Below are 11,342 nucleotides of genomic sequence, written 5' to 3' on the forward strand. Positions count from 1 at the left end.
ACCTGTAAAGGCTCATGCGGCATCGGCAGTCTCGATCTCATCCATCAGTGCGTCGTCGGGGGCTGTCGTTTCCTCAAAGGCGGCCGCATCGACGCTGGCCTTGCCCATGGCCCTTCCTGCCAAGCCGGCGAGGAGAGTAACTCGCGCATCAAAGAAGGCCTCGAAATCGTCCGCTCGCAAATGTTCGACCGGGATGAGGTGTGTCTTCAGGATTGCGTCGAGTTCGGACGCGCCAATCTTATGATCCTGCTCGATCCGCTTCAGATAAACCGAGGGTGCGTCCCCTCGTACGATATAGCGATTGGTTGCCGACGAAAGCGGAGTCTTGTTCACGATGGAATCATACTGTTCGACCACTTTGTTATTGTTACGACACCAAGACTGCGGGAAAATGTGGTGCACGTCGACCGCCTCGCTCCAGAGCGTCATCAGGTCGAAAGCCTTGCCAGATACGAAGTCTCGGCATCCTTCCCGCATCAAAAGAGCGTGGAAGCCCTTGTAGGCAGCTGATTGGCGACGACGCAGGCGCGTCAGCTTGTTGGAGACGAACGTGACGTCTTCGAAAATGGATGGGCTGGCCTGGCTTTTCTCGAGCCAGGCAATCAGCTGGGGAACGTCGCGTGCAATCTTTGTTTCCGTGCCCCCGCCGTAGTGTTCTCCCAACACTCCCGCCCAGAACCACTTCGACAGATTGGCCCGCACCGTCGCATTGTTAGTGGATGTGGCTGGCAGGGTGGCGAAGAGCGCCGCCAGGGCAACCACTTGCGGCGGATAGGGCAGATCGCGCTGATATACGATGTTCTGTTCTGCAAGGAACTTGCCAGCCTCGATAAATCCAGCTTCTACCCTGTCGGCATAACCCAGATAGCCAGCAAGCGGCAGAGCAAGAAGAGCATCCCTTTTGCAGGTAATTTGCGGCAGCTGCGTCCCAGGAATCGGGTGCTCCTCGCGCTGCCGACGAATTTCCATCGTATGAAGCAGCGTGCAAGCCTGCAGGAAGTCCGTGCTTGCGAGCTTTGCGAAGACCCCGTCCGGCTTGGTCTGGACGCGGATGCGTCCCAGGCGTCCGTGCTGGGATTTCGTACCCCACCAGTCTTCGCGCAAATCAAAGCCTTCGCCGGTGCCTGCAAAGATGGCGGTCACCAGCTCGAAAGCGTCCAGTTTGACCCCTCCGACGTTCACCTTTTCGAAGATCGTGCAAACGGCTTCTCTTCCATTGTCCTTGGTCAGCTTGATGATGGGCATCTCGTAGCGCTGGATGCGGTCAAGGATTTGCCGATCGAAGGCCTTGTCCATCTCATAGATGTCGACGCCCTTCGCCTTCCAGTGATCGCGCCAGCCATAAACCCAATCCTTCTCGTCGAAGCACCGATTTAGCGGAAACAGATGCTGCTCGTATTCCAGCGCCGATGAAGACACGTCGATGTCCACGTCGCGAGCGAAAGCCTTCATGCGGATACGAGTGGCCGGAACCGTTTCGATCGCCTCCTCGAAATCGCCGGTGGCCAGAGCTTCTTGGATGTTCAGATAAAAGTATCGTTCAACGATATCCGATTGTGAATTTTTCACCTTTGCCGGGCGATCGGAGTATATCGACTGAAAGAGTGAAGTCATGCGCTGCTGACCATCCAGTAGCAATGCTTCCGGCCCTGGGTTTTCAGTCGCCGTGCCTTCGACAGGCCGAAACTTGAAATTTACCTGCCCACCGCGCTCCAGCGTCAGCAGCGCGCCGACCGGATAGCCTTTAGCTATGCTTGCGAGAAGGCTCACGACGGCATCTTCGTTCCAGACATATCCCCGCTGAAAATCCGGCAGCTGAAGTTTGCCGTCACACACCTGTTCCAGGAGTGTCTTGAGCGTCTGCTTGGTGCTGTCAAACATGAAGCCGTCCCCCAGCTCTATCCGCCAAACCCTTCATCAGCATTCCCCATTCTTCTTGAATCGCGAACGCATCCCGGAATTCGGCAAACTCCCAGCGTCCGAAGGTCCTCAAATTGTTGACACCCGGCACCCAGAGCGTCTCCATGGTCTGGGCCTTGAGCTGCGCGTCGAGGCCACGGAACCCCTTCACCTCCACCACCAGGTTGAGAGGGTCGTCCGTTCCGTGTCCGTCATCTACCTGAACAATGAAATCTGGAAGATATCGGCGCGTCACCGAGCCGGCGAGATAAGGGACCTCGAAGCCGAGAGCCTGGTTCTTTACATAGGCAATGGTGGCGGGATGGCTCTCGACGACCCGGGCGAGCTCCGCCTCCCAATCGGAATCGAGCACCACCGCGTTGACGTGGCACTTGTCCGGTGCCGTCCATTGCACGGGCTTTGTCGTGCTGAATGCGACGTGGTTGGTGGAACCGCGCGGATTGTAGGGGTCGAGCATCGCCTTGACGATGGGCGCGCCGTCCGCACTCGCCTCGCGCACGATGCCCGCATAGATGAGGTTGGCTGCCTTGTCGGCGATCTCGGCGTAGGTCAGCATGCCGATCCTGGTGCCGCCGACAGTCTTCAGGTGATCCCTGATCCAACGGCGTGTGATGGGCTGGATGAGGTTATAGAGGTGATAGGGAGGGTCCTGGTCGCCGTCGCGGAAGTAGCGCTCCACGAGGCGCTTGGTCAGATGTACCGCTACGGAGTTCGGACGCATTTCGTCGAGCGCATCCGGCGAGATGTCGTGCCCTTCGCCCACCAGCCCCTCAAGCCGCGTCTCACAGGGGCCAACGAGTTCCGGCGTCAGGGTCAGGGTCGAGTCCGCGTTGAACGTAGCGGAGATGCGGTCCGGCGGAAGCTCGGTGCGATAGCCGGCCACGCGCGGGAAGCGGATCGATAGTCGCTCGCGCTCGCGGATGGCGGCAACGCGGGTCACGGGCTTCGGCGGCTTCTTCGTGACGGCCTGGGGCTCGGTGGCGAAATCGAACGGAATGCCGAGGATGTCGGCATACTCGGTCTCGAAGAGTTGGGTCTCCGGATTCAATTCGTAGGATTGACGGCGCAGGCCGCGGCCGATCACCTGCTCGCACAGCAGCTGAGTTCCGAAAGCGCGTACACCGAGGATGTGCGTGACGGTGTTGGCGTCCCATCCTTCGGTAAGCATGGACACGGACACCACGCACCGGATCTGCTCGCCCAGGCGGCCCTTCTGCCCGACCGTGTTCATGACCTCTCGAAGGAGTTCGCTGTCGGAGATGTTTCCGGCGGCGGCGCCTTCGCGTTCCTGCTTCTCGCGGCGGAACTGCTCGATTTCACCCGCGGCCATTTCGCGGAATGTGGAGTCCAGCGCCTCGCCGGATTCGATCTGCTGGGAATCGATCAGCAGCGTGTTCATGCGGGGCAAAGGCTCCCCGGTGTTTTTGTCGAAGTTGCCGAATAGCCCAAGATGACCGTGATGGATGGTCTGCATCTGGCCTTCGCGCTCGCGCTGCCAGCCGGACACCCACTCATAGACGAGCTTCGAACTCGCCGTGTTGTTGCAGACGACGATGAAGACGGGCGGTACCGAAATGCCGGCGCGCCGCCATTCCTCGAATTCTTTCTCGTAATGGCTGTAGAGGGAGATAAGCGCCGTCTGGAGCTGCGCCGGAATCGACAGGGGGTCGAGCTCGCCGGACTTGGAGGCGCCCTTCTTGGGCATCTGTTTTCCGATGTGATCCCAAAGGTTCCGATAGACGGGTGTCTCGGCATTGACCGCGTTGTCCGCCACCGGAACACGCGGCAGCTTGACGATGCCGCATTCGATGGCGTCGACGAGACTGAAATCCGAAACGACCCAGGGAAACAGCGTGCCTTCCTCGTAGCCGGAACCGCGCAGGAAGAAGGGCGTGGCGGAAAGATCGTAGACCGCGCGCAGGCCAACCTTGCGCTTCAGCGCCTCGAGACCCGAAATCCAGAGACGGGCGGCCTCATTGTTCTTTTTCGCTTCTTCCTTGTCCTCGCCCTTCGCCTCGGCTTCGTCGTCGGTGCCGGGCCGCTCGCGGTAGCAGTGGTGCGCCTCGTCGTTGATGACGACGATGTTCTTCAAGGGAAGAAGCTCGCCGCAGGCGCGGGCCAGCATTTCGCCTTCGCTCTCCTGCTTCTCGATCGGCTGCCCCGTGCGGCCCTGCATGAGCCGTTCGCCGACGGGATTGAGGTCGTGCGCCTTGCGGCGCTGGAAGGCGTGGTAGTTGGTGATCACGATCTTGGCCTTGCCGAGATCATTCATCAGTTCGGCGGGGACCAGTTCACGAGTGCGGTAGTAGTTGTCGGTGTCGGATGGGTTGAGGACACGGAGCCGATCCTTGATCGTGATACCCGGCGCCACCAGCAGGAAGCCTCTGGAAAAGAGCGACGAATTCGGCTGCCTGGCGGCATTAATGGACTGCCACGCGATCAGCATTGCCATGACCGTCGTCTTGCCAGCGCCCGTCGCCAGCTTCAACGCAAGCCGGAACAGATCCGGATTGGCGTCTCGGTTTGCCTCCTCGAGATGACGGAAGATATGCGCATATTGCTTGCGCCCGCGCGCTACCTCGGCCAGCCAGATCGCCGTCTCGACTGCCTCGATCTGGCAGAAAAAGGGTCGCTGATTGGAGAATTCGTGGTGTCGCCAATGCTGCAAAAGGCGCTGCGTGACGGGCGTAACGCCCCAGTCGTTGGGATTCGGCAGGGCGCGCCAGGATTCGATGTGTCCGCGGATTTCGTTGATGATCGGCGTCGGGTTATAGCCGCTTTCACCGCCCTCAGGAGCATCGAAGGCGAGGGACGCCTGGCTTCGGCCCGCGCCGGATTTCGACCGTCGTGCCTTGGGCACCGGCGTAATGTACTTCGACCGTCGCCGCCCTTCGATCGGGGGATGCTCCAGTGGCTGGCCGTCATCACCGAGCGCATGATGCCGCGTCGGCGGCAGATAGGGCGAATTGAGGATAGGTTCCGCATAGAATGGCTTGGTCATGGTCCCCCCGGAACGAATCCCGGACACCATGCACGGAAAGGAACCTATTGATCAACTTACGGAGTCCGTCATGCGGGATTGGAGGGAGGACGAACATGATTTGATGTGGTTGCAAGTCTAGAGCCCCCAGCGCGGGCAGACGCGGCCAACACGCGTTTAGTGAATGGATGTATGTATCGGCTCCGGCACAACATGCTTAGGATGCGGGGATATTGTCGATTCGGGCGCAGTAATTGGATATAAGGCAAACCCTCCTGAAGGAACCTCAGCGCGAGCAGGGTGGCAAGCTTGCGGTAGAACGATTTGAATACCAGGCAGCTTGGGGGCTGTCACGGATACTCCAGCTTTACAAGAGTGGCGCGGACTTCGGGGTCGCGTTCGAGTTCCACGACGACGTCCTCGAACTCGACAGCATAAGCAATCCCACGAAGATCACATTCTTCCAAGTGAAGACGCAGAAATCCGGCACATGGACGCTTTCCAGCATTTCGGCTTCATCTGGTGCCAAACTGAAGAAGACCACGGTTAAGCGGGGCGATGCGCCGCCGGCGAAGAAGTTGTCCTTCGCGGCGAAAATGTATGACAACTACAAGCGATTTCCGAACCATACTGAGAGACTGGTCTTCGTCACCAATCAGATGTGCTCTGATCTTGCAGCCGGTCATGACGAGGCGAAGTTCGACACCGCCGCGGCGGCAAAGATCGAATCCTTCCGGAAACGCCTGAAGGAACAGGATCCAAACTTTCAGGACGAGCACTCGAAGCTGTTCCACTTCTGCTGCTCCACCATGAACCTCGCCAGCTTCAGCGACACGATTATGGGCGCCGTCCAGAAGTTCGTGATCGAGCAGACCGGAATGACGGAGACCAGCACCTACGCATTCGCCCTCATGCTTCTCGAAGAATGCCGCCAGCGGGAGCGGATGGACGTCGACTTCAGCGGCTTTGCCCAGATGTCGGAATCCTTCGTAACACGAAAGCTGATCGACGATCGCCTCGAGGACTTCAAGAGGAAGCGGGCGGAGGCGGTCGAGTGGTCGGGAATCGCTCCGTACATTACGAACATCGTTCGCCGCCGAGACATTGGGGCGGGTTGGAAACTCTACGTCAACGACCGCCGCTCCCGCTACGGACCCGGACCACAGAGATTCCGCAAGGCCGTCAAGGATGTCGTTGCGAACCACATCACTGGAGCCCGCGATCTAATGTTGGAGGTGGACGCTGCTCTTCCGGAAGTCAGGCCGCTCGCAGACCTTTGGGACAAAAGCGTGAGCGACGATTACCTTCGCGCCGTCATCCTTTACGAGTTCCACGATGTCTAGCAGCGAACGCTTTCAGCAACTCGTCAGAAATCTCAGATTGAAGCACCATGAAAAACTTGCGCTTCGAGAAGTTAGAACTCCTGTCGACAACGGAGCGCAAGGGCAGGACGGTCAAGTTCCATCCCCGACTGACGGTGATCACCGGCGAGAATGACGTCGGCAAATCCTCGATCATAAAGAGCATCTACTGGGCGTTCGGCGCTCCGGTCAGGATGCATCCGGAGTGGCTCAAAGCGAAGGTGAAGGCCCGCGTGTCCTTCACCATCGACGGTGATCGCTTCTCGATCGTCAGGGACGGCACAGCCTTCGGCGTTTTCGACGACAAGGGCGCTCTCCTGATCACGACAAGGAGCGTCACGTCCGAGTTGGGCCCGTTCCTCGCGAAATTGCTCGACTTTGGTCTAGTGCTGCCGAACAAGTCCGGCGTTACGGAGACGCCGCCGCCCGCCTACATGTTCATGCCGTTCTATATCGACCAGGATAGCGGCTGGAGGCAATCGCTCGAATCCTTCGACAACCGCGGGCAGTACAAGAACCCGCGGAAAGCCGTGGTGGAGTTTCATTCCGGCATCAGGCCGAACAGGTACTACGTGCTCCAGGCGAGGAAAGCCGCCGTCCAATTGGAGATTACCGAACTTGGCCGCGACCGGCAGGTGCTGGAGAAGGCGGTCGCCAAGCTGAACCTGCAGCCCGCCTTCACCGGAACGGAGTTCACCGAGCTCGAGCATCGGGAGTCCGTGGATCGCCTTCTCTTGGAGCTTCGCGACCTTCGGGCTGCACGGCTCAAAAGCGCCGCCGAGCTTGCCGACCTCGTAGACGGACGTGAACTCGTGAGTGAGCAGATGAGGATCGCCCGCCTCGCAATGGAGGAGCTGGGCAAGGATTATGCCTACGCGTCGAAGGCCGAGGCTGAGATATTCTGCCCGACCTGCGGGACGAGCCACCACAACGACTTCACGCACAAGTTCTCAATCCTCGATGATCGCGAAGCGTGCGCGCAGTTCCTTCGCGACCAGGATGACCGCCTGGTCGATATCCGGAAAAGGGCGGAACAAGTGGAAGCGCGCCTTAGCGGTACGGACGCCCTGATCGAGAAGGTGTCGGGAACCCTTGTTGAAAAGGAAGGGGACCTCACGCTCAAAGAGGTCATCGAGAACGCCAGCGCAAACATGGCGAGAGGGCTGTTCGATGCGCAGCTCGAGGACATCAAGGCGGAAGTCGACAAGAGGGCGGGGGAGATCGTCGAGATCGACGCCGAGGTGAAGACGCTGGACGACAAGAAACGCAGGAAGGAGATCGAGGCCTACTATGCCGAGCTCATGACCGGCTTCCTGCGGACCCTCAACGTTCAAAGGATCGATTTGGATAGCGCGATCAAGATCGTCCGTAAGGTCAACGACACGGGAAGCGACCAACCGCGGGCGGTCCTCGCCTACCACCTCGCGCTCATGAAGACCGTCTTCCGGTTCTCCTCCGCCTTAACGGCGCCGATGATCATCGACAGCCCCAACCAGCAGGATCAGGACGCGACCAACGTGGCGGCGATGATTGCCCTCATCATGAGCAGCCGTCCGGACAACGGCCAGACAATCCTCGGGACGGTTGGCCTTCACGATCAGAAGGTTGAAGACGGGGAAGTGATCGAGCTCGTTGACGAACTATCGGCCCTATCGTCTGATCATTATCCTCAAATCCTTGATACCATGAATCCTTTACTCGGCATGCTGTAGACACCTCACCTAATCCATTGGATTGCTCTGCTTTCGGCGCGCGAAACGCCGGCTTTCAGCCGTATTGCACGTCCAACGGCCGACGGGAGCGGTCCGTTTCAGCAAGGGTCACCGCCGACGGACAGGGTGGCAACCCCTGCCAGACCAAACACCGACGAACTCCTCGGCGCCTACACCTCCACCACCAACGCCGGATCGAAGTTGCTGTTCTCGTCCTCGTATCCCCGCGGGTTGCAGACCACCCGGGTTTCCCCAACCGTGTAGTCGCAGCTGTCGTGGGTGTGTCCGTGAACCCAGAGAGCGGGCCGTCCATCCTCGATCAGAGGGGTCAGGTCGGATGCGTACGCGCCGTTCAGGAGATCGCCTTTGAACCGCGGCGGAATGGAAAGCGCGTGCGGCAGGTGGTGTGTGACCACGACCGTTCTGGACGAATCCTTCAGGGCGGTGTCCAGGAAAGTCCGCGACTGCTGATGGATCCTGTACGAGGCCTCCGGCACAAACCTTTGCCAAGGATTCCGCTGCCGAGCGATCTGCTTGTAGTCGTTCATGCGGCCACGGGCGTGGTGCATCGCGATCTGGGGATGACCCTCGATGCGGTAATCGGTCCACAGGGTGGTGCCCAGGAAGCGGACTCCATCGATGATGACGGACGTGTTTTCGAGGAAATGCACGTCCGGGAATGCTTCCGCTGCCCCGAAACCGTCTTCGATTCCTTCCCTTATGGCCCCTTTATAGAACTCGTGGTTCCCGGCGACGTAAACGCACGGCATTGAAGGGGCGATGTGTTTCGCCAACCAGTGGACACCGTTGGCCGGAGCGCGGCAGAGGTCTCCGGCCATCATGCAGACCTCGGCGTTCGGTATCCGGAGAGGCTGCCGCAGGTCGGCGTACTCGAGGTGGAGGTCCGACAGGACCCAGACCCTCATGGCGGGTCCGTCCTGCAATTGTTGACAAAACAGGCGGCGGTCTCTGGATGAGAAGCGAATCCCATAAGCGCCCTTCTACCCATTGCATGCCCTCCAGCGAATCCGCTCAACGGGTGCGACTTCACTGCCGACCTCGGAGGTCTTCACGCACTTCAACGAGCTTCTCGACCAGACGGTGAAGCTTCCGGATCGAACCGCCGGGCCAGACGGAGGCGAGAGCATCGGTCTCCACTTGATCGAGTGGAGTCGCCCACCGGGGATCGTGGCCGAGCTCGACATAAAGGTGTTCGAGGATGCGGGGCGCCAGGAACATGAGTTGGTCCGGCCCCGGCAGGGGAAACTGAAGGATTCGGCATCTGTCCAGCAACACGGCGGGGACGCTCCGGACCTCGTTGGCGGTCATCAGCCAGGATACGTGCGACAGATTGCAACTGGCTTCCAGGTAGGGGTCGAACCAGCGGGTGGAGGTCTCCTTCTCCAGAAGTCCCACAAGGACGTCATGGACATTGCCGTTGTGACGGCTCGTCGCCACCTTCTCGAGTTCGTCGAGGATGATCGCCGGGCCTGCGCATTTATGGCGGCGGATTGCCATCACGGCCATGCTCGGCTCGCCGGTGGACCACCGTCTCGCAGTCCCTCCGATGGCGCTGTCGCTGATCCCGCCGCAGGGCACCATTTCATACGGCAGCCCGAGTTCTTCCATCAGTCGCCAAGCAAATCTGGATTTCCCGCCTCCGGGCGGTCCAAGAAGGATCGTCGGCCGCAGCCAGGCGTGACGCTTGCCAGTAACCTTCCTGAGAATCGTGTCGATTGCGGACACCGCATATGGGAATTCCGCGACCAGCCTCGTCCGCACCAAGGCCAGGTCCGGTGCGGCCGGCAGAGGCAGGGGCTTCCCAAAGAATTCCCTGAACTCCTTCTCGACCTTCCTTCCGTCCGGGGTGGTCTCGTTTCCAGCGGACCTGAAGACAACCACGGACCCGGACGACGATTGAGCTTTCTCCGGCTCCCCGGTTCCGGCTTTTTCAAGCTCGTCGACAGTCAGTTCGAATGCTTCGGGCCGCGGGGAAGCCTGTCGCTTCAGGATTGCAGTCTGGAACTGGTATTCAAAGCTGTTCTTCTCGCGGAGCTGCCCTGACCTGTGCCACGTCGAGAGACCATATCCCTGCGACCGGATGGAACTGGAGAAAGCGCTCCAAGCCAGCGACCGCCACAGCAGTTCCAGGTCATCGGATCTGTGAAGGTCGTTCAACGCCAGCGTGGCGATGTCCCCGGCAATCCTGGCAGCCGCATCCGGATGGCCCCATACTGCTAGGTAGAACTGACAGCGAACGCCGCCTGACTCGAACGAGGCGTGCGACCTGCTTTCCAACGCGCCGAATGCTGTCATGAGGTCTTGAACGGTATGTTCGTTCTGATCAACGGTGAGCCTGTCGAGGGCCGCGATGAGGCCAGCAAGCCCGAGATCACACCGTGTCTTGAGTGCCCCCGAAAGCCGAATTGCGTACTCCCGAATGTCCTCGCTGACACTATCCCTGAAGAAGCTCATTCCCCGCAAGAGTTCATCCTCGGTCGGCAGGTGGAGCCCCGCCACCGCCGCCTTTTCGCGACGCTTGAAATGTCGAAGGTGCGCTGGGTCCTTCACCGACATCTAAGAACCTATGCATCCCGGCCGAACTGGCTGGCTGGCCGACCAAGCCGATACCAACGCGAAAGCGTTCGCGCCCATTCGAAGTCGACGGAGATTATCCAAAGATCCGAGGTGCCGATGGCCCGGTTCTCTCCGACGAGCTTCGGATGTCCCGTCGACAGTCCGGCCAGGCAGGGGGCTGGTCGTTTCGTCAGCACCCAGCGGTCCAGGATCGGAACCTCGTTTCCGGCCATGGCTTCCGGCCGCACGCCACGCTGAATGCGCTCCATATCGGCAGCGAGCGACAGCATTCGCTCCATCCCTCTCACGAATTCGGGACCTTGATCGTCACCTGGGTTGAAGAGCAGCATCGGGATCTCCGTCTGTCGGCCAAGGATCCGATGCAGTCGGATCCTGTGATTCGAAGGAATCAGCCAGGCAGACATACGGCGTCGACGGGTCGGCGTCCACACGCCACCGTCGGCGTCCGGACGTCGCTCTACGATGCTGGTGTTCTCAAGTTCAACGGGTTAGAAATCCGGCATGCAGGCATCCTATGACTTCCTCCGCGCCGCCCGATCTCTTCTGGATATCAGCGCGAAAGACCTCGCCGAAAAGGCAGGGGTGAGCACCCGCTCGATCGTCCGGATCGAGGCCGGTGAACCCGTCGGACTCGAGACCAGCATGCGCGTGCAGGTCGCGCTCGAAGCGTGGGGCATCGAATTTCTGGCGGAGACGAAATCGAGCGGGCCGGCGATGCGAGTTCGCAAAGGGGTGGTCAAGAAGGTCGGGTTTCAATTGCAGGCCCGTTGA

Annotated in this window: 8 protein-coding genes; 3 read left to right on the forward strand and 5 right to left on the reverse strand. The window is 59.9% G+C overall.

Annotated features, from left to right (window positions below):
* Nucleotides 1–12: 12 nt before the first annotated feature.
* Together IHE39_RS05235 and IHE39_RS05240 are read right to left on the reverse strand one after the other, a co-directional pair.
* Nucleotides 13–1,881, reverse strand: coding sequence for a DUF262 domain-containing protein (locus IHE39_RS05235; RefSeq protein WP_192565723.1), 1,869 nt, complete (start codon nt 1,879–1,881; stop codon nt 13–15).
* Nucleotides 1,874–4,921, reverse strand: a complete 3,048-nt coding sequence (locus IHE39_RS05240; protein ID WP_192565724.1) for a BPTD_3080 family restriction endonuclease — start codon at nt 4,919–4,921, stop codon at nt 1,874–1,876. Before IHE39_RS05240 ends, IHE39_RS05235 begins: the two co-directional genes overlap by 8 nt.
* A gap of 233 nt (nt 4,922–5,154) precedes the next feature.
* Here IHE39_RS05240 and IHE39_RS05245 point away from each other — a divergent pair, with 233 nt between their 5' ends.
* Nucleotides 5,155–6,243: a dsDNA nuclease domain-containing protein gene (locus IHE39_RS05245; RefSeq protein WP_192565725.1), complete on the forward strand. Its 1,089-nt coding sequence runs from the start codon at nt 5,155–5,157 to the stop codon at nt 6,241–6,243.
* A gap of 47 nt (nt 6,244–6,290) precedes the next feature.
* Nucleotides 6,291–7,973, forward strand: a complete 1,683-nt coding sequence (locus IHE39_RS05250; RefSeq protein WP_192565726.1) for an ATP-binding protein — start codon at nt 6,291–6,293, stop codon at nt 7,971–7,973.
* A gap of 170 nt (nt 7,974–8,143) precedes the next feature.
* On the opposite strand, the gene IHE39_RS05255 is transcribed toward IHE39_RS05250, so the two are convergent.
* From IHE39_RS05255 to IHE39_RS05265, 3 genes are all read right to left on the reverse strand, one after another.
* Nucleotides 8,144–8,899 carry a metallophosphoesterase gene (locus IHE39_RS05255; protein ID WP_192565727.1) on the reverse strand — a complete coding sequence of 252 codons (756 nt, stop codon included), beginning with the start codon at nt 8,897–8,899 and terminating at the stop codon, nt 8,144–8,146.
* Nucleotides 8,900–9,020: 121 nt separating this feature from the next.
* Nucleotides 9,021–10,550: an AAA family ATPase gene (locus IHE39_RS05260; RefSeq protein WP_192565728.1), complete on the reverse strand. Its 1,530-nt coding sequence runs from the start codon at nt 10,548–10,550 to the stop codon at nt 9,021–9,023.
* 8 nt (nt 10,551–10,558) lie between these two features.
* Nucleotides 10,559–10,900, reverse strand: coding sequence for a DUF6634 family protein (locus IHE39_RS05265; protein ID WP_192565729.1), 342 nt, complete (start codon nt 10,898–10,900; stop codon nt 10,559–10,561).
* A 172-nt stretch (nt 10,901–11,072) separates the two neighbouring features.
* Here IHE39_RS05265 and IHE39_RS05270 point away from each other — a divergent pair, with 172 nt between their 5' ends.
* Complete coding sequence (locus tag IHE39_RS05270; RefSeq protein ID WP_192565730.1) at nt 11,073–11,342, forward strand: helix-turn-helix domain-containing protein; 270 nt, start codon at nt 11,073–11,075, stop codon at nt 11,340–11,342.

It is taken from the genome of Aminobacter carboxidus (assembly GCF_014863355.1).
GTDB classification, from domain to species: Bacteria; Pseudomonadota; Alphaproteobacteria; order Rhizobiales; family Rhizobiaceae; genus Aminobacter; species Aminobacter carboxidus.

Bases quoted from the DNA above. Each gene is read 5' to 3' on its own strand.
- IHE39_RS05250 (WP_192565726.1), top strand. From the start codon at position 6,291: ATGAAAAACTTGCGCTTCGAGAAGTTAGAACTCCTGTCGACAACGGAG.
- IHE39_RS05255 (WP_192565727.1), bottom strand. From the start codon at position 8,899: ATGAGGGTCTGGGTCCTGTCGGACCTCCACCTCGAGTACGCCGACCTG.
- IHE39_RS05270 (WP_192565730.1), top strand. From the start codon at position 11,073: ATGCAGGCATCCTATGACTTCCTCCGCGCCGCCCGATCTCTTCTGGAT.
- IHE39_RS05235 (WP_192565723.1), bottom strand. From the start codon at position 1,881: ATGTTTGACAGCACCAAGCAGACGCTCAAGACACTCCTGGAACAGGTG.
- IHE39_RS05265 (WP_192565729.1), bottom strand. From the start codon at position 10,900: ATGCTGCTCTTCAACCCAGGTGACGATCAAGGTCCCGAATTCGTGAGA.
- IHE39_RS05240 (WP_192565724.1), bottom strand. From the start codon at position 4,921: ATGACCAAGCCATTCTATGCGGAACCTATCCTCAATTCGCCCTATCTG.
- IHE39_RS05260 (WP_192565728.1), bottom strand. From the start codon at position 10,550: ATGTCGGTGAAGGACCCAGCGCACCTTCGACATTTCAAGCGTCGCGAA.